The following is a 26623-nucleotide window of genomic DNA, read 5'->3' on the forward strand; positions in this document are numbered from 1 at the left end:
GGGCTTCCGTTACTGGCGATTGCGACGGGCGTTACGGCCAGCCAGCATCAGGATGAGGACCAACAGGATTCCACCCGGAATCAGCCACAACAGCGACGGCGTGCGCCAGGCGTCCAGGCTCTTGGGTTCGTCGTTGTCGATCAGTTGGCTGCCACTTGGATCCTTGGCATCGAAGGTGGACAGCACGCCGTTATCACCGAGGATGGCCACGTCGCCGCGGGTCAGCAGAATCTGCCTGGCGAAGCGGGGCGCGTCGTTGCCCAGGGCGTGATAGACCAGACCGTGTTGGCCGCCAGCATCCACCACTTGCAGCGAGGCCAGATGATTGAGGGGATGGACGTCCAGCAGCACCTGATCCTTGTGATTGATGCGCAGGCGACCCTGCTCATCGACCTGCACCGACTCTTTGCTGTCCTTGATCGGCAGCTCGAACGCCAGGAAGGCTTTGTCCGGCGTGGCCGAAACCTTGGAGTCGGCGCTGACGCTCAAGTGCGCACGCAACGGTGAAACGCCGGTGGCATCAGCGACCGAAATCACTTGCGGCAAACTGCTCGCCGGTTGCTCAAGGTAGGCCTGCGGCACGAGGATTTGCGCGTCCATGGCAAAGCGCGCAGCCATGCCGGAGAAGTCATCATCCAACGCGGTTTTTTCCAGCACGATGTGGCTGGTCGGCAGCACTGAGACCGGGAAGGCCTGTGGTGTTTCCAGGCAACGGTCGCTGACCGGCTGACGCTGGAAAGAGACGCGCAGCACGTTTTTCGAACCCAGGGCGTACCGCGGGATTCGCGCTTCGATGCGTTGCTTCTCACCGTCGGCCACCAGCTGTTGCGCGCCGATCAGGTAATCGTTGAGAAACAGCGAGGCCACCGGCGCGGTATCCGAGGCGCCAGGGGCGGCAGACAAATCGATCACGGCCTTCACCGGCAAACGACCGTCGTAGGCGACGCTGCCCAGCGGGAACGAGGTGCTCCAGTCGGATTTGGCCAGCACGTCAATGGCGCCGGCGTTTCCACCCTGGCGCGACAAGGCCACGCGGCCGTCGGCGCTCAAGGGCATTTGTGCTTCGCTGACGGTCAATTGGCGGCTGCGTGCCAATGTGTTCCAGGCTGAACTGAACAAGGCCAGCGCCTTGCCGGTCGCTTGTGGCGCGATCATCAGCACCGGGCGGGTGCCCAGCAATGCGAGGCGCACGTTGTCCGTGCCGGTGGCGGCCAGGCCTGCGTTGATATGCCGCTCACGCCATTGCGTAAAGGCGCGGGCTGCCGTTGCGTCCAGGCCTTGAACCTGGCTCTGCAACGCGTCCAGGGATTGGTTGACGGCATTGAGCAGTTGCGGATCGTTGACGGCCAGATCCGCCTGGACGTTCGGCGTCTGTCCCAACATCAACAGGGCGCCGATTTCTGCCGGGTTCGCCAGAACGTGCGGGCCTTTAACGTTGAGGCTGGCGAAGGCTGGAATCATTTGCAGTTCGGCCGGAATGCGCAGGCCGGTCAGGTCAACGCTGTCCTGCACGGCGGGGAAGGGCAGGATGCGGCTGTGTTTGCCAATCCGCTCCAGTGCCACACCCAGGCGCCAGGCCGCGTCGTAGCTTTCGGCGGACAAGGTGCCCGGCGCGACCATGATCCCCGGCTTGCCGGGCAATGCCGTCCAGGCGGCACCGACGTCCTGCAACTGGCTGGCGTCGTAGCTGTAAGTGAGGCGGGTGTCCGGTTCGATGCGCAACACGTTGCCGATGGCGCGTTCGTCTTCGCACAGCACACGGGACACGATTGACGACCAGGCAACCCCGAGGCGTAACGAGCCGTTTTCTCGCGCTTTCTTATCCACGCCGAGCGTGACGCTGGCGTCGCCCTGGGGTTCGCTGAGCCCTTGCGCGCGCACCGGATAACCGTCCAGCGACAACAGCAGCGTGTTGCGGCCGCCTTCGCCATTGAGGTAGCTGGCGTCGAAATTCAGGGTGGCATCCGTCAGCGGCACACCCGCCGGTACCGGCAGATACAGTTCGCGGCGGGCATCGGTCGAACCGAGGATGATGGGAGCGTCGATCCCCAGATCGCTCAAGCGGACCTCACGCTCCTGGCGCGTGTCGGCATTGAGCCGGTTGATCGCCTGGGTGAGCGGGCTGTCCGCGGCCAGAGCAAAGGTCGGCATGAGTGCGAGCAGACTCACGCCACAGGCAAGGGCGCTGAGCGCACCCGTATGGATGGCAACGGAAGACTTCATTCAGGTAGATCTCGAGCTGATAAGGGGAGAAGCGGTTCAGGTGAAGGCCGGGTGATATTTTTCGGTAACAGGCACCCCGGACGGGTAGTGCAGGAACTTGGGTAAAAGCCCCCGTGTCACGACGAATTCATCGACCGGGCGACCCATCAGGGCGTCGACGATGCGCGCACTGGCCTTGCCATCGCCATAAGGGTTGGCAGCCTGGGAGCAACGGCGCCACAGCAAGTCGTCATCGAACAATGCATTGACGCCAGCGATGATCGAGTTGGGCGAGGTGCCAACCAGACGCACAGTGCCCGCGGCGACAGCTTCGGGGCGCTCGGTAACGTCACGCATGACCAGCACGGGTTTGCCCAGGGAGGGGGCTTCTTCCTGCACGCCACCGGAGTCGGTGAGGATCACATGCGCACGTTGCATCAGGCGCACGAACGCCAGGTAGTCAAGTGGCTTGATCAGGTGCACGTTGGGCAGGTCGCCCAGGTGCTCGGTGACCGGCCCCATGACATTGGGATTCAAGTGCACCGGATAAACGATCTGGATATCAGCCCGTCGGGCCAAATGGCTCAGCGCCTTGCAGATATCGAGGAAGCCTTCGCCGAAGTTTTCCCGACGATGCCCGGTTACCAGCAGAACCTTGCGGCCGGGTTTCAGGAACAGGAATTGCCGGTCCAGGCTTGCACGCAACTCAGCGTCCCGCTCAATGCGCCGCGCCGTCATTTGCAACGCGTCGATCACCGTATTGCCGGTCACGAAGGAACGACCTTGAAGGCGTTCGTCGAGCAGGTTTTTGCGCGATTCGTGAGTCGGCGCAAAGAGCATGTCCGCCCCCATATCGATGCAGCGCCGGTTCATTTCTTCCGGCCATGGGCTGTAGATATCACCGGTTCGCAACCCGGCTTCCACATGACCGACCGGGATCCGACGGTGAAAAGCAGCCATCGCGGCCACCATCGCAGAAGTCGTATCGCCATGCACCAGCACCCGGTCCGGCCGAATCGTTTCCAGAACCGGATCAATCGCCCCGTAAAGCGCCGCCGTCAGCGAGTTGAGCGTCTGATGGGGGGTCATGACATCGAGGGTGAAATCGGCCTTGAGGTCGAACAGATCCAGCACCTGTTTAAGCATGCTTTGATGTTGGCCGGTAACGCATATCTGCGAATGAATGCCAGGTTCTGCAGCAAGGGCCTTGACCAACGGCGCCATCTTGATGGCTTCCGGACGGGTACCGAAGATCGAAAGGATTTTCAGCCTTGAATGAGGGTGAATGATGGTGTCTTCCTTGCGCAGCTTCAGTGCGCAGCACAACAGCAGTTCAAGTTCTATTGAAACTTGGGCCGCAAGCGATAGTTGGAGTTGGGAGAGGCCGAGTGCTCAGTGGGAGTGTTGATATGTACTGAGTGTTTGGATGCAGTAACCGGCCGGGATTATTAGCATCGAATGTACATATCTCAAAGGGGTATATGCGTTTTTTATTTAAGCGAATAAGTTTGAAACTTTTATATGGGTTGCGGGTCTTTTCTAGTTTTTCGATATTTTATGAAAAGTTATCGGGGTTAATAAATTATTGCTTAAGTTTATGTTTTTATAAGTATTTAAAGTTTATTGTCCGTTTGTCTGGAAGTTTGAATTATTCCTTATCTATAAGTGTCGCGGTGAGAGCGGATTGTCAGGGCTATCATGCGCTTGATAGTCACTTAAGTGGCGCCTTTATATTGTCGTTTTCAAAAATAAGTTATTTTTATGATTAAAGTCTTTAAATCAATATTTGCCATTGCCGTTCATATCTGTCTTGCCGACGCATCGCTCATCATTTCGTTGGAACTCCCATAACGCTGCTCCGTCCTCTGCAATGAGGGGGGCTACGGGCGTTTCGTGGCGAACCCGATACCGCTTTTTTCATCTAGAAGGCGAGGGCAGTCATGAATACTTCAGACACCAGAACGGACGGTCAGACCGATCAGCAGGGCACCGGAACACCGGAGCAGGATTTTCAACACTTGAAGGAAAACGTAACAGAGGCGCTTGGCGACGCAAGACAGCAGGCCGATGCGCAGTTTGGGCAATACCGCGACACGGCAGCAGACCAGATCGAGGCGTTGGCGCAGGGAACGAAATCCTTCGTTTCCGAGATTGAAAGCAAAGACACGCTCGGTATGTCCGACTACCTGTCAGACATCGCGGAGTCCATGAGCGGCCTGGCGGGCAACCTGCGTGGGAAGAGCGCCGAACAGCTGTTGCACGACGCGGCCGACCTGGCCCGTAACAACCCGGCACTTTTCATCGCAGGCAGTGTTGCGCTGGGTTTTGGCCTGTCGCGCTTCCTCAAAGCCGGCAGCGCCCCTGCGGCGACATTCCCCGACACCGGCGACCCGGCGGCAGGCCATTCAATGCCGCCACCAGGCGGTTTTGGCGCCCAACGACCCTATGAAACTTCCGTGGCACCACGCACCGATCCAGGCGCCGGTCCGGACACTGGCATCACGCCGCCTTCACCAAATGAACAAGACCGTCCTTCGGACTTCGCAACGACCTCCACACCTGGCTCGACAGCCTTCAAAGGAGAACTGTGATGAACAGAGAAGATTCAGATTTTCCCGGCACAAGACCGGTGTCCGCCACTGAGCATGACGCGTCGGTTGTCGGCTTGTTACGCCAGCTGTCGCGCGAAGTGCCAGCGTTGTTTACCAAGGAACTGGCATTGGCCAAAGCCGAGCTTCAAGCCAGCCTGACGACGCTCAAGGCCGGCATTGCCGCGGTCGCGGGCGGTGCGATTGTGCTGCTGGCAGGCTTCATTATCTTGTTGATGTCTGCCGTCTACGGACTGAGCCTCGTGATGGCGCCCTGGTTGGCTGCGCTGATTGTGGGTGTGGTGGTGATGATCATCGGGTTCGCCATGTTGCAGTCAGGAAAAAAACAATTCGAGCCGTCTCACTTCAAGCCAGATCGCACACTGGACGCTTTGAATAAAGACCAGGAAGCCCTGCGGAGGAAAGTCTCATGAACCGTGAACTTGAACTGGAATCACAAAAAAGTCCGGAAACCATCGAACGTGAAATCGATGCGCAGCGGGCCAGCATCGGCAATATCGTTGATGCGCTGGAAAGCAAATTCACCCCGGGTCAGATGTTCGATCAGGCGCTGGGTTTGTTGCAGAGCAATGGCACGATGTTCCTCAGTAACTTGGGCACCAGCGTTCGTAACAACCCCGTTCCAGCGGTACTGACGTCAGTCGGGTTGCTGTGGTTGATGATGAGTCAGAATCGTCCGCCGACCCCGGTTTATCGAACGGTTCCCGATCAGGACAGGGTTGGCGAGTGGGCCGATGGCCTGGCGGACGGTATCGACAGTGCGCGCGAGCATTTGCACCACACCACCGATACGCTCAAAGAGGGTTATCAGACGGTCAAAAGCAAAGCCGCCAACCTGACGGATAACCTGGGTGCCGCCACCGAAAACATCAGCCACACCGTGCATGATGTCGGCGACCGGCTGGTGCGCAGCACCCACGTCATGAGCAATCAGTTCAGCCATCTGCTCAAGGAACAACCCTTGGTGGTCGCCGCTGCTGGCATCGCCTTGGGCGCCATGCTGGGGGCGGCTTTGCCGTCGACGGCGACTGAACAGCGGTACCTGGGCAAGACCAGCGCCGGTCTGGCTGACAAGGTCAAGCAACAGGCACGGGAGGGCTTTGAGGCGGTGCGCGACACCGTGACAAAGACCACTGATCATTCGCAGACGGAGGTCAGGCCGGATGGGGAGCGCCGTCCTGCGTCCGATTCACCAGCCGATCTATCACGAGGGTTAGGCACTTCGTAAAAGGTCGAATGAAAGGCGGGAGGCCAGAACTGACCTCCCGTTTTTTATCCCTCGTCAAGTCTAAACCTGCGTCCAATCCAGCGCTGCGGACTCGCGCCATTTCACATCAGTGACGCCGTACCGCTCGGCCTGGGGTTTGGATACGACTTTAAGCGGCGGTTTCCCGGGCCTGGGAATAGGCGCCAATCCGGCATCACAACTCGCCCAATGCCAGGCATCCGCATTGCACATTTTCTTGGCCCGGATGATGAAGGACCTCGGCTCTCCATGGAGCTTGTACTCGATGACGAAGAGATCAGTGCGGTTCATAAGACCCCCTCCTTATGCTCATAGACAAAGGAGTGAGTGCGTCAAAAAAAATTCAAAGTGTTTAACAGACCTTCTGAAGCGTGTGAATCAAGTGTTTTTTTCGTCTGGATTTGCGCCTCTTGTCGGCGCCCCTGAACCTGCGTCGAGTCCTGTTGACCCATCAAAAACAGCTCGGGGATTGCCTTGCCATGAATTCAATGAACAGGCCATTGAGGTTCGGTATTGAAGAGGAATACTTCATCACTGACCTGGACACACGACGCCTGTGCGAGCAGCCTCCCGGCGCGTCGATTGAAGCGTGCAAGCGGGTGACGGGCGATTGTTTCGCTTATGAAATGTTCCAGAGTCAAATCGAAGTGGCCTCGCCGATTTTCACCAGCCTTGCGCAAGCAAAGGAGTACCTTGTAACGGCTCGCCATCGATTGCGGTGCACACTCGAATCCTTTGACCTGGGATTGCTCTGCGCCGCAAGCCATCCTCTGGCCGACTGGCGTACGCAACAGGCCACCGGGCAAGATCATTTTCTTCAACTGTTCGAAGACTATCAGTGCGTAGCTCGGCGTAGCCTGTTATCCGGTTTGCACGTGCATGTTGAAGTTGGCCGACACCTGGATCGCATTCAAGTGATGAACGAAGTCTTGCCGTGGATGCCGTTGTTGCTGGCACTCAGTAGCTCCTCGCCATTTTGGGACGGCGTCGACAGCGGTTTCATGAGCTACCGGCAGACGGCGTGTGACGAGTGGCCGAGGATGGGCATACCGGAGTTCTTCGAGGATGAAGCGGCCTACGCCGCCTATATCGCTTTGTTGATCCGTACCGGCACTATCAAACAGGCCAGCGAATGCTGGTGGGGAGTGCGGCCTGCTGCGCACTACCCGACCCTGGAATTGCGCATGACCGATGCCTGCCCGCGCCTGGACGATGCGCTGTGCATTGCCTCGTTGTTTCGATTGCTGGTCGCCTACGCCATGGATCAACCGCGGCCAGGGTCAGCCTATTCGCAAGCGTCGCAATGGATCCTCAAGGAAAATCGCTGGCGGGCTAAACGATTTGGTATCCATGCGGCGTTCATCGTTGAAGGTTACGACCGGCCATTCTCTGCCGAGCAGTGGCTGTTCCTGGCGGAGCAGATGCTGGGCGACGCAGCGCGGAACATGCAGGTGGAAAACGCCTTTTCTCAAGCTCGCCGAATCCTCCGGGACGGAACCAGTGCAGAGCGGCAGAGGACCGTCTTCAAACGAGCCATAGGCGGTGGAGAGGATGGTCCTGCAGCGCTATCTCAAGTCGTGGATCAATTGCTGATGGAAACGGCACAAGAGCCTTGCGATTCAATAGCGACGCCTACCCTGTAGCAGCTGCGTTGTGGCGAGGGGATTTAGCGAAACGTCGCACCGCCCCGTTCGGCTGCGAAGCAGTCGTGAATTCAGACAACACGGTGCATCAGATAGATCGTGCGTTCAGGTTTTACGACTGCTTCGCAGCCGAACGCAGGCTTCGCCAGCTGCTACAGGATTGTGGGGGGCTTAACTGACCGCGCTGACCTCAACCACCGCTGACTTTCCAGTGTTTGACATCGTCGGCGAAGACCATCTGCTGCATCTCATGGGCGATGCCGTAAGCCAGGGATTCGTGGGCTGCGATGACTTTCTCTTCCGCTGAAAGGCAATGGAAAATATCGAGTTTGGTTTCTGCCTCAGCGGTCTCGAGGTTGAAGATCTGTACATAGCGGGCGAGGTCGTTGTCGAGGCTCGACAGGTATTCGCGCAAGCGTTGATGGTCGACCGATTTTTGACTGAAGTACCAGTTCATGGGATGAATCAGGAAGCGCGCATGCGGCGACGTGATGCGTCGGCTTGCCGCTAAAAACATGATGATGCCCATCGATTCGATGTTGCCCGCATTGATCGCGCACAGCGGCACCGGCAACGACTTCAGAAAGGTATAGAGCGTGAAGCCGAAATTGGTGCTGCCACCACACGTCGACAGGTTCAACAGCAATGACGTGGCACCTTGATCGATGGCTTCAAGACAACAATCCCTGAAGCGCTCGGTCGTTCCCTGGTCGATCTGGCAATGAAAATGGATGATGTGTTCAGTCATCGACTGACCTCCCATGCACGACATTCGCAGGATCCAAAAGCCAATACAGGCTAATAAAAATCTGAACTCTTTTGAAAAATAAGCCAATCGCCGGGTGATCGGCGGCGACTGTGCCGCCAGTCGCTCCCGGCAGATTTTCCGGGAACTATATTGCCCATTCCGCCCGTCCCGAGAGGGGCATTTTCGTTCAAACTTTCGATTTTTCATGACCTCGTAATTGAAGGCGAGCACACGCGCTCGTCCTTGAAAATGAGGTGAACAAAAATGGCTAACACTGGAAACAACAACCCCGGAAACTTTGGCAATGACCGGGAAAAAGCCTCGGAAGCCGGCAAGAAAGGCGGCGAGGCATCAAGCGGCAATTTTGCCAACGATCCACAACGGGCTTCTGAGGCTGGCCAAAAAGGTGGCATGGCTTCAGGCGGACAGCAGTCAAAAGATGCTGACCGTATGTCCGGCGGTGGTCAGGGCGCAGGACGCGAAGGCAGCTTTACCGACGACAACGAAGAAATCTCGCAGTCGGGCCAGAAAGGTGGCCAGGCTTCGGGTGGGCGACAATCCTCCGACGCGGATCGGTCGTCCAGTGGCGGACAGGGAAGTGGTCGCGGCGGTAACTTTGCCGACGACAGGGATAAAGCCTCTCAAGCAGGGCGCAAAGGAGGTGAACAAGGCCCTGGTAGCGGACGTAAGTCCTGATGAGGTGTGATTCACATCAAGCCCCGTGTTTTTTCGGGGCTTGATTTTTTCTTGGGTGTACACAGATCTTGCTCATTTGGTTGGTGCGAAAAAACTGATCGCTTCACAATAATTTTTAGCCTTTCACAATGACCGCATTTTAAGCAGTCAGCTCTATAGCGGCGCAGAGCGTGTGGTTATCTCTTTGACCCCCCCTGTGACATGCACTTGCTCCTCGAAAGTTGAGCGGTTTTGGGTTTCTAATACTTTGTCGGTTGTCGCGGCGTGGCGATCAGGTACAGGCGATATCGATCCACACTTGTCCGTTGGGGTACTGGTAAAGCTCCAGGGTTTCAGCTGTCATTTCGATGCTATAGCCCGGGCGAAGGGGAGGGATGTAGCGGCCGCGTCGGATCACAACGGGGTCAAGGAAGTGCTCGTGCAAGTGGTCGACGTATTCGAGAACACGGTTGTGCAGCGAGGCCGAGACGGCGATGTAGTCGAACAGGGCGATGTTCTGCATGTACTCGCACAAACCGACACCACCGCCATGGGGGCAGACTGGCACATCGAACTTGGCGGCCATCAGCAGCACGATCAATACCTCGTTGAGACCACCCAAGCGCGCCGCGTCCAACTGGCAGAAGTCCAGTGCACCGGCCTGGAACATTTGCTTGAACATCACCCGGTTGTGGCAATGCTCCCCAGTGGCGACGCCAATCGGTGCGATGCGCTGGCGGATGCTGGCATGGCCGAGGATGTCGTCGGGACTGGTCGGCTCTTCGATCCACAGCGGTTCGAAAACCGCCAGGCGGCGCATATTGGCGACCGATTCATCGACGCCCCAGACCTGGTTGGCGTCCATCATCAGGCTGCGTTCCCAGCCGATTTCTTCGCGCAGAACAGTGGCGCGACGGATGTCCTCTTCCAGATTGGCGCCGATTTTCTGCTTGATGTGGGTCCAGCCATCCTCAACCGCTTCGCGGGCCAGTTGGCGCATTTTTTCTTCACTGTAACCGAGCCAGCCAGGCGCGGTGGTGTAGCCAGGGTAGCCTTCGCGCAGCATCTGCGCCTCGCGTTGGGCCTTGCCCGGCGCCTGGCGGCGTAGCAGGGCGATGGCTTCTTCGGGGGTGAGCACGTCGGTGACGTAGCTGAAGTCCAGGCAGCGGACCAATTGTTCCGGCGTCATGTCGGCCAACAGCTTCCACACGGGCTTGCCTTCGCGTTTGGCCCATAGGTCCCAGACCGCGTTAACGATGGCCGCGGTGGCCAGGTGGATCACGCCTTTTTCCGGGCCCAGCCAGCGCAGTTGACTGTCGCCCACGGTGATGTTGTGCCAGAAGTCCCCCATGTCGGCAACGATCTCTTCCAGGGTCAGGCCGACCACCATCGGTGCCAGGGATTGCACGGCCGCCACACAGATCTCGTTGCCACGGCCAATGGTGAACGTCAGGCCGTGACCCTCAAGGTCGGCAGGGGCGTCGGTGTGCAGCACGACGTAGGCCGCGGAGTAATCCGGCGCGCTATTCATCGCATCGGATCCGTCCAGCGACAGGGAAGTGGGGAAACGGATGTCGCGAACGCTCAGTTGGGTGATTCGAATGCTCATGGTGGGCTCTTGTGCTCGATGACCAGTTGGAGACTCGACTGTAGGTCGCCAAGTGATATGTGCATAATCACGGTTTCCTAAGTAGGGATACCGGATTCGATATGTCAGCTGGTCCAGAAACCACTACGACCACACCGCGTAACCTCGGCGCCCTGAAAATCTCCAGCCGGCAGATCACCTTGCTCAATGCGCTCGGTGAGTTCGGCAACCTGCGGCGGGCAGCCACCGCGATGCACACCACGCAACCGGCCGCCAGTTTGCTGTTGCAGCAACTGGAAGAGCGCCTCGGCGTGCGCCTGTTCGAACGCATGCCCCGCGGCATGCAGCCGACCCTTTATGGCGAGGTGATGATCCGTTACGCCCAAGGTGCGCTGCATGAGTTCGAGCAGGCCCAGGCGCAGATCTCTGAACTGGAGCGCGGGGCCATGGGACGGGTGCGCGTCGGCAGCGTGATGGGGCCGGTGCCCCGGCTGCTGACCAAAGCGGTGCTGGCGTACAAGCGCGATCACCCGAAGGTGCGGATTTCCATTGAGGTGGGCACTAGTGACACCTTGCTGCCGGCCTTGCTGCGCGGAGATTTCGATGTGGTGCTGGGGCGCCTGCCGGACCAGAGCGACAGTCAGGACCTGGATATCGAACTGTTCGACAACGGCGAGCAGATGCGCGTGATCGCCCGGGCTGGTCACCCATTGGCGGGTGCCTCGCCATTGCAGTTGTCCGACTTGATCACATTGACCTGGATCCTTCACCCCATCGGCAGCCCCATGCGCCGCCGGGTGGAAACGGCCCTGCTGGCCGGCGGTATGGTGCAGTCGCTGGACATTATTGAGACCGCTTCGATCCTGGCAACCACGGCGATGCTTGAGGCTTCGGACATGATCGCGGTGGTGCCCAATGACGTGGCCGAGCATTATGCGCGCTATGGCATGGTCGCTATCTTGCCGGTCGAGTTGCCGATCTCCATGGTCAATATTGGCCTGCTGACCTTGCGTTCCCGGCCAAGGTCGGTGGCGTTGAATACGCTGCTGCAGTATTTGCGGGAGCAATAGCTTTGGCTTTACAGACATCCCGCAACACCTGACAGACGCTGCACACCACCTTCAGGAGGCACTAACCCCGATGCCGTCGGACATTACCCATTCCAGTTTTTGCAACTGGGTGCGCTTCAAGCACCTGGTGCTGATCGACACTCTGGCACGCACGCGCAACATGCACGCCACCGCCATACGGATGAACCTCAGCCAGCCAGCCTTGAGCAAAATGCTGCGAGACCTGGAGGAGCAGTTCGGCTTTGCCCTGTTCCAGCGCCTGCCACGCAGCATGCCACCAACGGAGCTGGGCGAGCACGTGGTGCGCTACGCCCAAGGTGCACTGGCCGATTCACACAAGTTTGTCGACCAGGTCAACCGGCTGCGCAAAGGCGGCCATGGTTTTCTCAAGGTGGGCGGGATTTTTGCGGCAACCTCGATGGTACTGCCCCAGGCCATCGCCGCTATCAAGGCGCGCAGCCCTTTGCTGTCGATCGAAGTGGTGGAGCAGTCCAGCGATCACCTGCTCACCATGCTTGAGCAAAACAAGCTCGACCTGATGATCGGCCGCTTCACCGAAGAGCGTTACAGCCAGGTCTTTGACTTCCACCCATTGGAGCCTGAGCCCTTCAGCCTGGTGGTCAACAGCCGTCATCCGCTTAACGAACTGGACTCTACACCGCTTGAAGCGCTGGGCCAGTGGCCGTGGGTGCTGTATCCGGTCGGTACGCCCATTCGCGATCGCCTGGAGTTGGCGTTCAAGGCCGCTGGCCTCGCATCGCCGGCAGACAGCGTCGATACCATCTCCATGCAGATGTTCCTGCAACTGCTGCAATCGGGGCCCATGATCGCCATGCTGCCCAGATCCATGGTGGCAGCGCAGCTGGATAGCGGCCAGCTCAAAGAGCTGCAGACCCCGCTACGCCTGGCGCCATTGGAGTACGGCATCATCACCCGCAAAGACGAGCCACTGACAGGGTCGGCCCGTGAGTTCGCCGACATCCTGCTCGATTTCGCACTCCAGCGACGGGAGGAGGAGACGGCGATTGATTGATTAACACGGTTGAATAAGACGAATCGATAACGCCAGGTTATCGATTGATCGGATCATCTCATTGGGAATGTTCAGGCAGGGTCCATACAGTTATCGCAGATTCGCCCTTCGCAGAAAGGGCGACGCCATAACAAGAAGACTGCCGTACTGCCCTGAGAGGTCCCATGCAACTAATTGCCAGAACCCGGACCAGCGACGCTGCCGTGATCCGCCTCAACCCCCTGGATAATGTTCTGATTGCACGCCAGGTCCTGCCTGAAGGCCTGAGCCTGGAAGCCGAAGCGATCACCGTGCGCCAGCCGATTCCCTCTGGGCACAAAGTCGCTACCCAGCGTGTGGAGCAGGGCCAGCCGCTGCGCCGTTATGGGCAAATTATCGGTTTTGCTTCACAGCTCATCGAAGCCGGCGACCACGTGCATGTGCATAACGTGGAGATGGGCGAATTTGCCCGTGACTACGCCTTTGGCGTCGATGCCCACGCCACGCCAAGCACTGAAGCCGTCTTTCAGGGCATCGTGCGTGCCGATGGCCGCGTCGCGACCCGCAACTATGTGGGTATCCTCACTTCGGTCAATTGTTCCGCGACCGTGGCCCGGGCCGTGGCCGATTACTTTCGCCGGGATATCCACCCCGAGGCATTGGCCGCCTTCCCGAACATCGACGGCGTGGTGGCGCTGACGCATGGCGCCGGTTGCGCAGTGGACCCCAACGGCGAGGCCTTGGGGTTATTGCGTCGCACGCTCGGTGGCTACGCCGTCCACCCTAACTTTGCTGCGGTGCTGATCATCGGCCTGGGCTGTGAAACCAACCAGATCGAGAGCCTGCTTGAGACTCAAGGTCTCAAGGCCAGTGACCAGTTACGTGCCTTCACCATACAAGGCGCAGGCGGTACGTCGAAAACCATCGCCAGTGGCATCGAGCAGGTCAAGGCATTGCTGTCAACGGCTAACCAGGTGCAGCGTGAGCCGGTCAGCGCTCGCCATCTGATCGTCGGCCTGCAATGCGGTGGCTCGGACGGTTATTCGGGCATCACCGCAAACCCGGCGCTCGGTAATGCCGTTGACCGTCTGGTGGCGGCGGGCGGTACCGCGATTCTCTCGGAAACCCCGGAGATCTATGGCGCCGAGCATCTGCTGACGCGCCGCGCCGTGAGCCGCGAGGTGGGGGAAAAACTCATCGCGCGCATCCACTGGTGGGAAGACTACTGCCAGCGCATGAACGCCGAACTGAACAACAACCCCTCGGCTGGCAACAAGGCCGGTGGCCTGACCACCATCCTGGAGAAATCCCTGGGGGCGGTGGCCAAAGCCGGCTCCAGCAACCTGGTGGATGTGTACCTGTACGCCGAAGCGGTCCGGGCCAAGGGGTTGGTGTTTATGGACACCCCAGGCTACGACCCGGTCTCGGCCACGGGGCAAGTCGCCGGCGGCGCCAACCTGATCGCCTTCACCACCGGCCGGGGCTCAGCCTACGGCTGCGCGCCGACACCTTCGATCAAGCTGGCGACCAACAACCGGGTGTTCGAGCATCAGGAAGAAGACATGGACGTGAACTGCGGCGGCATCGCCGACGGCTCCACCAGCATTGAAGAGCGCGGCGCCTACATTTTCGAACAGATGCTGCGCATCGCTTCCGGCGAGCGCAGCAAGAGCGAACAACATGGTTATGGGCAGAACGAGTTCGTGCCCTGGCAGATCGGTGCCGTGACCTGATTGACAGCCCTGCAACTTTCACGAGGCGAAAAGTACATGCAAGTTTCCGGATACAACTTTATTGCCGGCCAGCGCAGCGCGCTGGGCGACACCCTGGTCTACAGCGTCGACGCCCACACTGGCGAACGACTGCCAGGCGCTTTCCATCAGGCAACCCTTGCGGAGGTCGATACGGCGGTGGGAGCTGCGAGCGCGGCATTTGCGCTGTTTCGCAACCTGCCGGCGGTACGCCGGGCGGAATTTCTTGAAGCCATCGCCGACGAGCTCGACGGCTTGGGCGAGGATTTCATTGCATTGACTTGCCAGGAAACGGCGCTGCCGAGCGCCCGCATCCAGGGTGAGCGCGGTCGTACTAGTGGCCAGATGCGCTTGTTTGCCCAGGTGCTGCGCCGTGGCGATTTCTATGGTGCACGCATCGACCAGGCTCTGCCTGCACGCACGCCCTTGCCACGCACTGACTTGCGTCAGTACCGCATCGGTGTAGGCCCGGTGGCGGTGTTTGGTGCCAGCAACTTCCCTCTGGCGTTCTCCACGGCCGGTGGTGATACCGCCGCGGCCCTGGCCGCTGGTTGTCCTGTGGTGTTCAAGGCCCATAGCGGTCACATGGCGACAGCCGAGCGGGTGGCCGAAGCGCTGATCCGCGCCGCCGAGCGCACCGACATGCCGGCCGGCGTGTTCAACATGATCTTCGGTGCTGGCGTCGGCGAAGCGCTGGTCAAGCATCCTGGCATCCAGGCGGTCGGCTTTACCGGCTCGCTGAAGGGCGGCCGTGCCCTGTGCGACATGGCTGCCGCTCGGGCGCAACCGATCCCGGTGTTTGCCGAGATGTCGAGCATCAACCCGGTGCTGATCTTGCCGCAGGCCCTGGTCAATCGAGGCGCGCAGATGGCAAAGGAACTGACTGCCTCGGTGGTGCAGGGGTGTGGCCAGTTCTGCACGAATCCTGGCCTGGTGTTGGGTATTCGCTCACCGGCGTTCAGTACTTTTATTGAGCGCTTGACCGGACACATGGCCGAGCAGGCGCCACAGACCATGCTCAATGTCGGCACCTTGAACAGTTACGGCAAAGGCTTGCAGGCCTTGCTTGCTCACCCGCGCATCAAACACTTGAGCGGCTTGACGCAAACAGGCAACCAGGCGCAGCCGCAGCTGTTCGAGGCCGATATCAGCCTGTTGCTGGAACAGGATGAGCTGCTGCAGGAAGAGGTCTTCGGCCCTTGCACAGTGGTCGTCCAGGTAGCGGACGAGGCTGAATTGTTACGCGCTGTCGACGCCTTGCGTGGTCAGCTCACCGCCACGCTGCTGGCCGACAACGATGACCTGGCCGCATTTGGTCAACTGTTCGGCGCCTTGGAAGTGAAGGTCGGTCGGGTGCTGCTCAACGGCTACCCGACCGGTGTCGAGGTGTGCGACGCCATGGTCCATGGCGGCCCGTACCCGGCGACTTCTGATTCACGCGGCACCTCGGTCGGGACGCTGGCGATCGATCGCTTCCTGCGTCCGGTGTGCTACCAGAACGTGCCCGATGCGTTGCTGCCCGATGTCTTGAAGAACGCCAACCCACTGGGCATACAGCGTCTGGTCGATGGCAAGCACAGCACAGCGGCCTTGGGTTGATCTCGGAGTAGCAAGCATGACTGAAGCCAAACGCTACGACGCGCAAACGCTTACCACGTTCGTCGAGCAACTTTTCGAAACGGCAGGGGCTGATGCCGAAGTTGCCCAGGTGGTGACCCGGGTACTGCTCGAAGGTGAACTGCTGGGCCATCGCACCCACGGCCTCAATCTGGTGAGCCGCTATATCGGCGGCATGCTGACAGGGCAGGTCAAGGCCCGTACCCAGTTGCTTGAGCATGTCTCGGACAGCGGCATTTCGGCTCTGTTCGATGGCCACTATGTGCTGGGCCCTTATTGTGTCAGCCGCGCCCTGGACTGCGCGGCCAAAGGCGCCACGGCGCAGGGCATAGGTATCGCCGTAGTGCGTCGTGCCTCGCACATCGGTTGCCTGGCGGCTTACCTGAAGCCTTTCACTGACCGTGGCCTGGTGGCGATGGTGTATTCCTCGGATCCGTCAGTGGGACTGGTGTGCGCCCATGGCGGGATCGACCCGATCTACACACCCAACCCGATTGCCGCCGGTATCCCGACCCGGGGTGAGCCGATTTTGCTGGATGTAAGCATGTCCACCGTCACCCTGGGCCTGATCGGCCAGTGCCGCGATACCGGCAGCACACTGCCGCACCCGGTGTTGATGAGCAATGAGGGCCGCCTGAGCGACAACCCAGCCGACTTCTTCACCACCCCGCCGGGCAGCATCCTGCCCCTGGGTGGTCAGGCCTTTGGCCACAAAGGTTTTGCTCTGGCGATTCTGGTCGAGGCCCTGACCTCGGGGTTGGCCGGCCATGGGCGCAAGGACGTTCCCGATCAATGGGGGGCTTCGGCAACAGCCGTGGTGATTGACCCGCGTTTCTTCGGCGGGCTGGATGCTTTCACCGACGAAAGTTCGTTCCTGAGCAAATTGATCCTGGCCAGCCGCCCGGTAGACCCGGAGCGCCCGGTGCGCTTGCCTGGACAGGCCGGCCTGAAGCTGCGCGAGCAATCCCTGCGCGAAGGCGTGAACCTGTCACAGAAGGTGGTCGATGACCTCAACCAGACCGCCGTGCAGTTGCAACTGCCAGCGCTTTTTCAATGACTGACAACGACAACAAGAGTGCAGAGATGACAAACGAATCAAGAGCACAAGCACCGCTGCAGTTAAGCAACAACACCACCGTATTCAATACCGGCAGTTGGGTCGGACGTGTCTGGTTACCCGGCCAGGGGCCAGCAGTGGTTCTGGTCAAGGACAGCGCCGTGCACGATATCAGTGACCATGTGGCGACCGTCTCGGCCTTGCTTGAAGTGGCTGACCCCGTGGCGTATTTGCGTGCATTACCCTTGACCCCGGCTCTGATCGAGTTGCCCGCATTGCTGGACAATAGTGACCCGACCCTGCGCGACGAAAACTTGCCGTGGCTGCTGGCGCCGATCGACCTGCAAGCGGTCAAGGCCGCTGGCGTGACCTTCGCCGCCAGCCTGTTGGAACGTGTGGTCGAAGAACAGGCCAAGGGTGATCCGGCCAAGGCCGACGCGATCCGCGACGCGCTGGCCAGCCGCATTGGCGCTGACCTTTCGCAAATCGTCCCTGGCTCGGCCCAGGCCGAAGCCTTGCGTAAGGTCCTGGTGGAGCAGGGCCTGTGGTCCCAGTATCTGGAAGTGGGCATCGGTCCGGACGCCGAAGTCTTCACCAAGGCCCAGCCGATGTCGGCGGTCGGTCACGGTGCCGACATCGGGATTCACCCCAAGTCGAGCTGGAACAACCCGGAGCCGGAAGTGGTGCTGGCGGTGTCGAGCAACGGTATCGTGCGTGGCGCAATGCTCGGCAACGACGTCAACCTGCGCGACTTCGAAGGGCGCAGCGCCTTGCTACTGGGCAAGGCCAAGGACAACAACGCATCCACCTCCCTGGGACCTTTGCTGCGTCTGTTCGACGAGACTTTCAACATGGATGACGTGCGTAACGCGCAAGTGGATTTGCGCGTCGAAGGCCAGGACGGATTCATCCTTGAAGGCCACAGTTCGATGCGCCAGATCAGCCGCGACCCGCTCGACCTGGTCCAGCAGACCCTTAACGAAAACCACCAATATCCCGATGGCCTGGTGCTGTTTCTCGGTACCCTGTTCGCCCCCAAGCAGGACCGCGACCAGCCGGGCAACGGTTTCACCCACAAGCTGGGCGATATGGTGGCCATCAGCAACGCGCAACTGGGCACCCTGAGCAACCGCGTGACCACCAGCGACCAGGCGCCGCAGTGGAATTTCGGCCTGCGCTCACTGATCGAGAGCCTGAGTCGACGTGGCCTGCTTGAGGCGGCTGTGACGGCGCGTCAGCCCTGATTCTTTTCGTCATACCCCAAGGATGAGTGTGTCACCGCTTGAAGGATCACCGGGCATTGAAACCGCTGCAATAAAAATAATAAAGGCCATCAGATGAACACACTGAAGAAGTATCAAAGCATCACCGTTGTTTTCCTGTTGTTGATTGGCATCGTCAACTACCTGGACCGTAGTGCGCTGTCGATCGCCAATACCTCGATCCAGAAGGACATGATGATCAGCCCCTCGCAGATGGGCATTCTGTTGTCGGCCTTCTCCATCGCCTACGCTTTTGCGCAGTTGCCGATGGGCATGATCATCGACCGCCTGGGCAGCAAGATCGCTCTTGGCGCATCGTTGTTGGCCTGGTCGGTGGCTCAATCGACGTTTGGCATGGTCAACAGCTTCGCCGGTTTCATGGGCCTGCGCGTGCTGTTGGGGATTGGCGAGGCACCGATGTTCCCTTCGGCGGCCAAGGCCCTGTCCGAATGGTTCGATGCCAACGAGCGTGGTACGCCGACCGGGATCGTCTGGTCGTCGACCTGCCTGGGCCCATGCCTGGCGCCGCCCTTGCTGACGCTTTTCATGGTCAACTTTGGCTGGCGCGGGATGTTCATCATCACTGGCGCAATCGGTATCGTCTTGGCCGTGTGCTGGCTGACCTTCTACAAAAGCAAGGCGCAGTACCTGGCCGAGCTCGCGGCTGAAGGCAAACCGTTGCCGACCGAGAAGAAGCCTCAAGTGCAAGCGGCCACCGCACCGAAGGTCTCTTACTTCGCCGGCTGGCTCGACCTGTTCAAACACCGCAGCACCTGGGGTGCCGTCCTGGGCTTCATGGGCGTGATCTACATGCTCTGGCTGCACCTGACCTGGCTGCCGGGCTACTTTGAGCGCGAGCATGGCATGAACCTGTACAAGACCGCGTGGTTGGTGTCGCTGGCCTATGGCTTCGGCGCGGTGGGTACTATCGTCGCCGGGCGCTTCTGCGACAGGCTGGTGCGCCGTGGCATGAGCATCCTGGCCAGCCGCAAGTTCGGCGTGATCACTGGCCTGGTACTGGCTGCACTGTTTACCGTGCCGCTGTCGTTTGTCACCGGCCTTACCGGTTGCATCATCCTGCTCTGCCTGGCGCTGTTCAGCATCAACATGGCCAGTGCCACGGCCTGGATGATCGTCAACACCATCGTCGACAGCCGTCGGGTGGCCTCGTTCGGTTCCATCCAGAACTTCGGCGGCTACATCGCCGGTTCCGTCGCGCCGATTGTCACCGGCTTCAGCATCCAGTACTCGGGGTCGTTCAATACCGCGTTCATGATCAGTGCGGTGGTGGCGCTGTGTTCGGCCCTGGCGTATTACCTGTTGCTCAACGCGCCGATCAGCGATGCCGAGCCTGCACCTGAGCACATCGTTGGTGTGACCGAGTAAGGGCCTTAAGTGATCGGCGGCCGGCGGCACTCGCCCAGGGAGGCGAACGGCCGAGTTGGTTCAACGTAACCGTTGAGGCGGTCGAGCAGCGGGATCTAACGGCCCATCGAATGGACTGGAGGAGGGCGATGAAGCAATCGTCGCCCGTCCCTTGTCGCACTGTGTGAATACGTAGTGGCCACGATACGGCGCTCCACATCTTGCGGCTTGCCGGCGCCTTTTTGCCTTTTTCTCCGTGGTTGACCCCTCCTTGTGATTACCAACCGTTCCTTAGGGGCTGCCGGGCAGCGGGTGAGTTTAAAGGAGCACGCGCGACGCTTCGCGCCAGTTGGCGCTCTTGATGGGTTGAAATCCAGAATTGAGTCTGCCTAGGCAAGAAAGAACCCCTTGGAATTCAACGGGACGGACGCCAGTTGCGAGTCTCGTTTCCCGCTCCAGATTTCTTAAAGAAAAGCCACTTAATGAGTAGCGTTTTTTATACGTGACCTTTATGCCGCGTTGAAAAAGAGAAGCTTTGGTGTCCGAAAGTATGTAGTACAGAGTCGATATTACGATGCTCTGTTATCGATTAACACTCTCGAAATAGAGCTCCCGATAACCCCGGACAAACACCGAAAGGCCTGTTAGCAGAAATGGTCCGGTTACTGCGCCATGCCTCACATACCCCCTCAAAAAAAACTAGCTAACGAGCAACAGAATATAAAAATGAACTATACCCAATAGGGCAATCGCTTCTGACTCCGGGACCTGATGCCATTTAAAGATGGTCGTCCCAGGAACTTCAACGTCAAACAGACCGAGAGATTCTGGTTATGAACGCTTTGAAAATCGCTGCCAGCGATGCAGTTCGAAATTGCTTTCGTACGACCCGTGAAATCGTCCCGTTCGACCAGACCGACCTTACCGATGTCGCGGTCGCCGTTCTTTCGGTAGATGATTTGGCAGCAGGGGCGCTGGACTCCATCAAGCGAACAGGCTTCGATATCCCTATCTTCCTCGTGGCATCCCAGGGACGCAGCAATCGCTCCCTGGAGGTCTATAAACAGCTGCAGGATGTCATTTTGCAGGTCAATGGCGTCTTCGATTCGTCCAGCAATAATGCCGAGTACTACGGCAATCAACTGGAGACCGCAGCCAAAGCCTACGAAGAAACCCTGCTGCCACCGTTCTTCGACGCACTCAAGCACTACACCGAATCGGCCAACGCGACCTTTGCCTGCCCGGGCCACCAGGGCGGCCAGTTCTTTCGCAAACACCCGGCGGGCCGGCAGTTCTTCGACTTCTTCGGCGAGACCCTGTTTCGCGCCGACATGTGCAACGCCGACGTCAAACTCGGTGATCTGCTGATCCACGAAGGCCCGGCGCTGCTGGCGCAAAAACACGCCGCGAAAGTGTTCAACGCCGACAAGACGTACTTCGTGCTCAACGGCACCTCGGCGTCGAACAAGGTGGTGACCAACGCCCTGTTGACCCCGGGCGATCTGGTGCTGTTCGACCGCAACAATCACAAATCCAATCACCAGGGCGCGCTGCTGCAGGCCGGCGCCACACCGGTCTACCTGGAAACCGCGCGCAATCCCTACGGTTTTATCGGCGGCATTGACGCCCATTGTTTCGAAGAAGACTACCTGCGCCAATTGATTACCGAAGTCGCACCGGACAAAGCTCAACTTCCACGACCCTTTCGCCTGGCGATCATTCAACTGGGTACCTATGACGGTACGATCTACAACGCCCGGCAGGTGGTCGAGCGCATCGGCAAACTGTGCGACTACATCCTGTTCGATTCGGCGTGGGTCGGTTACGAACAGTTCATCCCGATGATGAAGGACTGCTCGCCCATGTTGCTCGATCTGGACGAGAACGACCCCGGGATCTTCGTCACGCAATCGGTGCATAAACAGCAGGCCGGTTTTTCCCAGGCTTCGCAAATTCACAAGAAGGACCGACACATCAAGGGCCAGCCGCGTTATTGCAATCACGCACGGCTGAACAACGCTTTCATGGCCCAGGCATCCACCAGCCCGTTTTACCCCTTGTTCGCCTCGCTGGATGTGAATGCGCGTATTCACGCAGGCCGTAGCGGCTTGCGCCTGTGGGACGACTGCGTGAAGTTCGGCATCAATGCCCGCAAGCTGATCCTGGAAGCCTGCACCCTGGTCCGCCCCTTCGTGCCGGATTCAATCGACGGGCGCCCCTGGCAGGACCATCCGACCGACGCCATCGCCAGCGACGTCCGTTTCTTTGAGTTCCATCCGAAGGATCGTTGGCATGCCTTCCCGGGCTATGCCGAGAAGCAGTACTTCATCGACCCGTGCAAGTTGCTGTTCACCACGCCGGGCATCGATCCAGTGGATGGCAGCTATACCGATTTCGGTATTCATGCCGGCATCCTGGCCAACTTCTTGCGCCAGAACGGCATCGTTCCGGAAAAGTGTGACCTCAACTCCATCCTGTTCCTGCTCACGCCGGCCGAAGACTGGGCAAAGATGAGCCATCTGGCGGCACAGATCGCGCGTTTCGAACGCTTCGTACATGACGACGCGCCCATGAGCCAGGTGCTGCCAGCTATCTACAGCCAGCACGAGGAGCGTTATCGCAACTACACCATTCGCCAACTCTGCCAGGAAATGCACGACCTCTATCGCCACCACAACGTGCAGCAGTTGCAGAAGGAAATGTTCCGCAAGGAACACTTCCCGAAAAAGGCCATGAATCCACAGCAGGCGCAAATCGAGTACATCCGCGGCAATGTCGAGCTTGTGCCCCTGGCTGACGCCGATGGCCGCATTGCGGCCGAAGGTGCGCTTCCTTATCCACCCGGCGTGCTCTGCGTGGTGCCCGGGGAAATATGGGGCGGCGCGGTGCTCAAGTACTTCCTGGCACTGGAGGAGGGCATTAACCGCTTGCCTGGCTTCACACCGGAGTTGCAGGGCGTGTACCTGAAACAGGACGGCGGTCGTACCCGCGCCTATGGGTACGTGCTCAAGGTCTGATGTTGCATTTTCAACATTGCTCAAGGAGATACGCATGAGTCACTCGCTTACCCGCTTGCCAGTCGATTTGGCACAGCGCTTCCCGGTGCTGATCGTGGCCAACATCCAGGAACATGACGACAGCATCATTCTGCGCAGTGCTCAGGCGATTGCTGCCGTCTTGCGTGAGCATGAGATGGAGGTGGAACTGGTCGGGTCGCTGGAGGAGGCAGACATCGCCGTCAGTGCCAACTCCGCCTACTGCTGCGCGATCATTGGCTGGGGCCTTTGCGAAAACAATCAGGACCAGGCGCTGAAGTTGATTCAGCTGATCCGTCGCCGCACGGCACAGTTGCCGATCATGCTCGGCATGAGCCAGGCACATCAGAGCCAGGTGCCGCTGGCTTTCGTGGAGAACATCGACGGCTTTATCTGGCTGCCCGAAGACAGTCCGGAGTTCATCGCTGGACGCGTCGAAGCCGCCGCCCGGCGTTACCTCGACAGTATTCTCCCGCCGTTTTTCGGCGCACTGGTGAACTTCGCCGGCACCCATGAATATTCCTGGCATACCCCGGGGCACACCGGTGGTACCGCCTTCATGAAAACTGCGGTGGGCCGTACTTTTCTCGACTTCTACGGTGAGCAGATGCTTCGCTCGGACCTGAGTGTTTCGGTCGGCGAACTGGGCTCGCTCAATGACCATTCCGGCCCGATTAATGAAGCGGAAAAATATGCGGCACGCGTGTTTGGCGCTGACTTCACCTTCTTTTCCGTGGGCGGCAGCTCCGCGAGCAACGAGATTGTCCTGCATTCGGCAGTGACCGATGGTGACCCTGTTCTGGTCGATCGCAACTGTCACAAGTCGTTGAACTATGCCTTGAACATGTCCGGCGCGGTGCCGCTGTACTTGCGGCCACGGCGCAATGCGCGTGGCTTGATCGGACCGGTGCCGCTTAGCGAGCTGACGCCTGCGGCCGTTGCACAGAAACTCGCTGACAGCCCACTGGCAACCGACAAGACTGCCAGGCCGGTGCTGGCGGTGCTGACCAACTCGACCTACGACGGTCTCTGCTACAACGTGCAGACCACCACCCGCGAACTGAGCCAGAGCGTCGACCGCATTCACTATGACGAAGCGTGGTATGCCTATGCCCGTTTCAATCCGTTGTACGAGGGGCGCTATGGCATGCATCGCGGCGAACGGCATGCCGACGACGCCACGGTGACCGTCACCCACTCCACCCACAAGTTGTTGGCGGCGCTGTCCCAGGCCTCGATGATCCATATCCGCTCGGGCAAGGTGCCGGTCAAGCCGGCGCTGTTCAACGAAGCCTTCATGATGCACACCTCGACATCACCGCAATACAGCATCATCGCGTCGACCGATGTCTCGGCGAAAATGATGAACGATGCCGGTGGTTACCTGACCGATGAATCCATTGACGAAGCCATTGCCTTTCGCCAAGCCATGGCGCGTCTGAACAACGAAATACAGCAACGCAACGCCAAGGACTGGTGGTTCGGCGTGTGGCAACCGGACCAGATCGACGGCGTGCCGTTTGCTGACGTCGACCCGCAGGTGTTGCACCACGGCGACGCCTGGGTGCTCAGGCCTACGGCAACCTGGCACGGTTTCGGCGACCTGGGCAGCGATTACTGCATGCTCGACCCGATCAAGGTCACCGTGCTCACGCCAGGGCAAACCCTTGAAGGGCAGATGGAGGACAGCGGCATCCCGGCTCCGCTGGTGTCGTCCTTCCTTTCCAGTCGCGGCATCGTGGTCGAGAAAACCGAACCCTACTCAATCCTGCTGCTGTTCAGCCTGGGGGTGACCAAGGGCAAATGGGGTTCGCTGGTGGCTGGGCTGATGGAGTTCAAGAAACACTACGATGGCAACTCGCCCCTCGAACAGGTGATGCCTGACCTGGTCGACAGCCATGGTGAGCGTTACAGCGGCCTGGGCCTCAAGGACCTGGCCGAAGAGATGCACCAGGACATGCTGGCCACGAAAATGCTGCACAACATGGATGCCGCCTACACCTTGCTGCCCGACCCGGTGTCCTCGCCAAGGGCGACTTTTGCCTGCCTGGTCAAAGGTGAAATCGAGCAGATTGCCGTACGCGATATGGTCGATCGCACCGTTGCCGTGCAGATCGTTCCTTATCCGCCAGGCATTCCGCTGATGATGCCTGGTGAAAAAGCAGGCAATGACAAAAAAGCGATCGTCGACTATTTGCTGGCGATGGAGACTTTCGACGGCCGGTTTCCCGGTTTTGAACATGACAACCATGGCGTCGAGATCGAACGCGACAGCCAGGGGCGCCCGACCTACAAGGTTTACGTAGTCAAGCAGTAAGCAGTAGCCCCTGTCCGGTCGCGTGCTGCACGTTGCCGAACCCAGGTTCAAAACTTCGCACAAGGCAAGGAGTTTGCGATGGCTGATTCAAGCAAAAAAATGGGCCTGATGGGGCTCACGACGCTGGTAACAGTCAACATGATGGGCTCGGGAATCATCATGTTGCCCACTAATATGGCTCAGTTGGGGGCCGTGTCGCTGCTGTCATGGATTTTCACCGCAATCGGTTCGATGGCCATCGCCTACTGTTTTTCCCAGTGCGGCGTCTTTTGTTCGCGTTCAGGCGGCTTGTCCGCCTACACCGAGGAAGCCCATTCAAAATCCGGTTTTTTCCTCTGTTCGTACCTGTACTTCCTGTCCCTGGCCATCGCCAACGTGGCCGTGGCCATCTCGGCGGTGGGCTACATGACGGCCTTCGTGCCCTGGCTCGGCACGGGAGCCATTCCGTTATGCGTCGGCACGATCGGGCTGATCTGGCTGACTACCTTCGCCAACTTCGGTGGCCCTGGCATCACCGGCAAGATTGGCGCTTTCACGGTGTGGGGCGTGATCATTCCGGTAGCCGGCCTGAGCATCATCGGCTGGTTCTGGTTCAAGCCGGATGTGCTGGCCGCCGCCTGGAACCCCAACAACCTGGCGATTTCCGAAGCCGTCAGCAAAGCCATACCCCTGACCCTGTGGGCATTCCTGGGCATGGAATCCGCAGCCCAGGCCACCGATGCCGTGGAAGACCCCAAGCGCAACGTACCGCTGGCCTGTCTGTTCGGCACCCTCGGAGCCGCGGTGGTTTATGTGCTGTCGACCACCGTCATCCAGGGCATCATTCCCAACGATGAACTGGCCAAGTCCTCGGCACCTTTCGCGCTGGTCTACGCCACGATGTTCAGCCCGATGGTGGGTAATATCGTCATGGCCCTGGCCGTCATGGCCTGTGTCGGCTCGCTGCTGGGCTGGCAATTTACCCTGGCGCAAACGGCCAAGATGACGGCTGACCAGAATCTGTTTCTCAAGCTGTTCAGCAAGGTCAATTCCATGAATGCGCCTGTCGTTGGCATGATCGTTTGCGGGGTGCTGCAGACCCTCATGGCCCTGTCGACCATCTCGCCCGATGCCGCCGCCCAGTTCAGCAAGCTGGTCAGCCTGGCAGCGGTCACCAACCTGATCCCCTATATCACCGCGCTGACGGGCCTGCTGGTGATCATGCACAAGGCAGGCGTCTCATCAGCAGTTCACACGCGTAACGTGGTGGTTTTGTTGATTGCAGTCACGTACTGCTTGTACGCCCTGTATGCCTGCGGCAAGGACGCAGTCATGGGCGGCACCCTGGTACTCGCGGTCGGCTACCTGCTTTATGGATTCCTCGCCAAGCGCTTCACCGAAGCGCCAGCCACCAACCAGGCCAGGGCCGTAAACCCTTAGGCGCTGC

The 26623-nt window shown here is 59.4% G+C and carries 20 protein-coding genes; 15 read left to right on the forward strand and 5 right to left on the reverse strand.

The window, feature by feature from the left end:
• Positions 1 to 9: 9 nt before the first annotated feature.
• A complete protein-coding gene (locus BLW70_RS17845; protein ID WP_074876104.1) occupies positions 10 to 2223 on the reverse strand; it encodes a hypothetical protein in 2214 nt (737 codons plus the stop codon).
• 36 nt (positions 2224 to 2259) lie between these two features.
• Positions 2260 to 3426 (reverse strand): non-hydrolyzing UDP-N-acetylglucosamine 2-epimerase, encoded by a 1167-nt coding sequence (wecB, locus tag BLW70_RS17850; protein WP_235865041.1) that lies wholly within the window; start codon positions 3424 to 3426, stop codon positions 2260 to 2262.
• A gap of 716 nt (positions 3427 to 4142) precedes the next feature.
• Here wecB and BLW70_RS17855 point away from each other — a divergent pair.
• Genes BLW70_RS17855 through BLW70_RS17865 form a run of 3 tightly spaced genes read left to right on the forward strand, consistent with a single transcriptional unit; the run spans position 4143 to position 6039 of the window.
• Entirely contained in the window at positions 4143 to 4793 is a 651-nt protein-coding gene (locus BLW70_RS17855; protein WP_074876106.1) for a hypothetical protein, read from the forward strand.
• Positions 4793 to 5224: a phage holin family protein gene (locus BLW70_RS17860; RefSeq protein WP_074876108.1), complete on the forward strand. Its 432-nt coding sequence runs from the start codon at positions 4793 to 4795 to the stop codon at positions 5222 to 5224. The genes BLW70_RS17855 and BLW70_RS17860 overlap by 1 nt, the downstream gene beginning before the upstream one ends.
• Entirely contained in the window at positions 5221 to 6039 is an 819-nt protein-coding gene (locus tag BLW70_RS17865; RefSeq protein ID WP_074876110.1) for a DUF3618 domain-containing protein, read from the forward strand. Before BLW70_RS17860 ends, BLW70_RS17865 begins: the two co-directional genes overlap by 4 nt.
• Positions 6040 to 6099: 60 nt before the next feature.
• Here the strand turns inward: BLW70_RS17865 and BLW70_RS17870 are convergent, their stop codons facing one another.
• Complete coding sequence (locus BLW70_RS17870; protein WP_074876111.1) at positions 6100 to 6348, reverse strand: DUF6555 family protein; 249 nt, start codon at positions 6346 to 6348, stop codon at positions 6100 to 6102.
• Between the two features lie 197 nt (positions 6349 to 6545).
• On the opposite strand from BLW70_RS17870, the gene BLW70_RS17875 reads away from it, so the two are divergent.
• Complete coding sequence (locus tag BLW70_RS17875; protein ID WP_074876113.1) at positions 6546 to 7700, forward strand: carboxylate-amine ligase; 1155 nt, start codon at positions 6546 to 6548, stop codon at positions 7698 to 7700.
• Between the two features lie 190 nt (positions 7701 to 7890).
• Here the strand turns inward: BLW70_RS17875 and BLW70_RS17880 are convergent, their stop codons facing one another.
• Positions 7891 to 8448 (reverse strand): ATP-dependent Clp protease proteolytic subunit, encoded by a 558-nt coding sequence (locus tag BLW70_RS17880; protein ID WP_074876115.1) that lies wholly within the window; start codon positions 8446 to 8448, stop codon positions 7891 to 7893.
• Positions 8449 to 8712: 264 nt separating this feature from the next.
• On the opposite strand from BLW70_RS17880, the gene BLW70_RS17885 reads away from it, so the two are divergent.
• Complete coding sequence (locus BLW70_RS17885; protein WP_074876117.1) at positions 8713 to 9144, forward strand: con-10 family general stress protein; 432 nt, start codon at positions 8713 to 8715, stop codon at positions 9142 to 9144.
• 271 nt (positions 9145 to 9415) lie between these two features.
• On the opposite strand, the gene BLW70_RS17890 is transcribed toward BLW70_RS17885, so the two are convergent.
• Positions 9416 to 10732, reverse strand: a complete 1317-nt coding sequence (locus BLW70_RS17890) for an L-fuconate dehydratase (protein WP_074876119.1) — start codon at positions 10730 to 10732, stop codon at positions 9416 to 9418.
• A gap of 101 nt (positions 10733 to 10833) precedes the next feature.
• On the opposite strand from BLW70_RS17890, the gene BLW70_RS17895 reads away from it, so the two are divergent.
• The 10 genes from BLW70_RS17895 to potE all read left to right on the forward strand — a co-directional run bounded on the left by BLW70_RS17895 (position 10834) and on the right by potE (position 26616).
• The gene (locus BLW70_RS17895) at positions 10834 to 11781 is read left to right on the forward strand and encodes a LysR family transcriptional regulator (protein WP_074876121.1); all 948 of its coding nucleotides are present in this window, start codon (positions 10834 to 10836) and stop codon (positions 11779 to 11781) included.
• Between the two features lie 70 nt (positions 11782 to 11851).
• Positions 11852 to 12814 carry a LysR family transcriptional regulator gene (locus BLW70_RS17900; RefSeq protein WP_074876123.1) on the forward strand — a complete coding sequence of 321 codons (963 nt, stop codon included), beginning with the start codon at positions 11852 to 11854 and terminating at the stop codon, positions 12812 to 12814.
• Between the two features lie 164 nt (positions 12815 to 12978).
• Positions 12979 to 14526, forward strand: a complete 1548-nt coding sequence (locus tag BLW70_RS17905) for a UxaA family hydrolase (protein WP_074876124.1) — start codon at positions 12979 to 12981, stop codon at positions 14524 to 14526.
• A gap of 36 nt (positions 14527 to 14562) precedes the next feature.
• Positions 14563 to 16143 carry an aldehyde dehydrogenase (NADP(+)) gene (locus BLW70_RS17910; RefSeq protein WP_074876127.1) on the forward strand — a complete coding sequence of 527 codons (1581 nt, stop codon included), beginning with the start codon at positions 14563 to 14565 and terminating at the stop codon, positions 16141 to 16143.
• A gap of 16 nt (positions 16144 to 16159) precedes the next feature.
• Complete coding sequence (locus tag BLW70_RS17915; protein ID WP_074876129.1) at positions 16160 to 17218, forward strand: Ldh family oxidoreductase; 1059 nt, start codon at positions 16160 to 16162, stop codon at positions 17216 to 17218.
• Between the two features lie 26 nt (positions 17219 to 17244).
• Positions 17245 to 18462: a fumarylacetoacetate hydrolase family protein gene (locus BLW70_RS17920; protein WP_074876131.1), complete on the forward strand. Its 1218-nt coding sequence runs from the start codon at positions 17245 to 17247 to the stop codon at positions 18460 to 18462.
• 93 nt (positions 18463 to 18555) lie between these two features.
• On the forward strand, positions 18556 to 19866 hold the full coding sequence (locus BLW70_RS17925) for an MFS transporter (RefSeq protein ID WP_074876133.1): 1311 nt from the start codon (positions 18556 to 18558) through the stop codon (positions 19864 to 19866).
• A gap of 812 nt (positions 19867 to 20678) precedes the next feature.
• Positions 20679 to 22862 (forward strand): ornithine decarboxylase SpeF, encoded by a 2184-nt coding sequence (speF, locus tag BLW70_RS17930; protein ID WP_074876135.1) that lies wholly within the window; start codon positions 20679 to 20681, stop codon positions 22860 to 22862.
• 34 nt (positions 22863 to 22896) lie between these two features.
• A complete protein-coding gene (locus tag BLW70_RS17935; protein WP_074876137.1) occupies positions 22897 to 25197 on the forward strand; it encodes an Orn/Lys/Arg family decarboxylase in 2301 nt (766 codons plus the stop codon).
• A 78-nt stretch (positions 25198 to 25275) separates the two neighbouring features.
• Complete coding sequence (gene potE, locus BLW70_RS17940) at positions 25276 to 26616, forward strand: putrescine-ornithine antiporter (protein ID WP_074876139.1); 1341 nt, start codon at positions 25276 to 25278, stop codon at positions 26614 to 26616.
• The last annotated feature ends 7 nt before the right edge of the window (positions 26617 to 26623 follow it).

Origin of the sequence: Pseudomonas frederiksbergensis (assembly GCF_900105495.1) — a bacterium.
Taxonomy (GTDB): domain Bacteria; phylum Pseudomonadota; class Gammaproteobacteria; order Pseudomonadales; family Pseudomonadaceae; genus Aquipseudomonas; species Aquipseudomonas frederiksbergensis.

Excerpts from the sequence above, each read along its gene's own strand:
- wecB (WP_235865041.1), bottom strand. The coding sequence starts at position 3,426 with ATGGCGCCGTTGGTCAAGGCCCTTGCTGCAGAACCTGGCATTCATTCG.
- BLW70_RS17885 (WP_074876117.1), top strand. The coding sequence starts at position 8,713 with ATGGCTAACACTGGAAACAACAACCCCGGAAACTTTGGCAATGACCGG.
- BLW70_RS17860 (WP_074876108.1), top strand. The coding sequence starts at position 4,793 with ATGAACAGAGAAGATTCAGATTTTCCCGGCACAAGACCGGTGTCCGCC.
- potE (WP_074876139.1), top strand. The coding sequence starts at position 25,276 with ATGGCTGATTCAAGCAAAAAAATGGGCCTGATGGGGCTCACGACGCTG.
- BLW70_RS17890 (WP_074876119.1), bottom strand. The coding sequence starts at position 10,732 with ATGAGCATTCGAATCACCCAACTGAGCGTTCGCGACATCCGTTTCCCC.
- BLW70_RS17855 (WP_074876106.1), top strand. The coding sequence starts at position 4,143 with ATGAATACTTCAGACACCAGAACGGACGGTCAGACCGATCAGCAGGGC.
- BLW70_RS17910 (WP_074876127.1), top strand. The coding sequence starts at position 14,563 with ATGCAAGTTTCCGGATACAACTTTATTGCCGGCCAGCGCAGCGCGCTG.
- BLW70_RS17935 (WP_074876137.1), top strand. The coding sequence starts at position 22,897 with ATGAGTCACTCGCTTACCCGCTTGCCAGTCGATTTGGCACAGCGCTTC.
- BLW70_RS17925 (WP_074876133.1), top strand. The coding sequence starts at position 18,556 with ATGAACACACTGAAGAAGTATCAAAGCATCACCGTTGTTTTCCTGTTG.
- BLW70_RS17895 (WP_074876121.1), top strand. The coding sequence starts at position 10,834 with ATGTCAGCTGGTCCAGAAACCACTACGACCACACCGCGTAACCTCGGC.
- BLW70_RS17915 (WP_074876129.1), top strand. The coding sequence starts at position 16,160 with ATGACTGAAGCCAAACGCTACGACGCGCAAACGCTTACCACGTTCGTC.
- BLW70_RS17870 (WP_074876111.1), bottom strand. The coding sequence starts at position 6,348 with ATGAACCGCACTGATCTCTTCGTCATCGAGTACAAGCTCCATGGAGAG.
- BLW70_RS17900 (WP_074876123.1), top strand. The coding sequence starts at position 11,852 with ATGCCGTCGGACATTACCCATTCCAGTTTTTGCAACTGGGTGCGCTTC.
- BLW70_RS17845 (WP_074876104.1), bottom strand. The coding sequence starts at position 2,223 with ATGAAGTCTTCCGTTGCCATCCATACGGGTGCGCTCAGCGCCCTTGCC.
- BLW70_RS17875 (WP_074876113.1), top strand. The coding sequence starts at position 6,546 with ATGAACAGGCCATTGAGGTTCGGTATTGAAGAGGAATACTTCATCACT.
- BLW70_RS17865 (WP_074876110.1), top strand. The coding sequence starts at position 5,221 with ATGAACCGTGAACTTGAACTGGAATCACAAAAAAGTCCGGAAACCATC.
- BLW70_RS17880 (WP_074876115.1), bottom strand. The coding sequence starts at position 8,448 with ATGACTGAACACATCATCCATTTTCATTGCCAGATCGACCAGGGAACG.
- BLW70_RS17905 (WP_074876124.1), top strand. The coding sequence starts at position 12,979 with ATGCAACTAATTGCCAGAACCCGGACCAGCGACGCTGCCGTGATCCGC.
- speF (WP_074876135.1), top strand. The coding sequence starts at position 20,679 with ATGAACGCTTTGAAAATCGCTGCCAGCGATGCAGTTCGAAATTGCTTT.
- BLW70_RS17920 (WP_074876131.1), top strand. The coding sequence starts at position 17,245 with ATGACAAACGAATCAAGAGCACAAGCACCGCTGCAGTTAAGCAACAAC.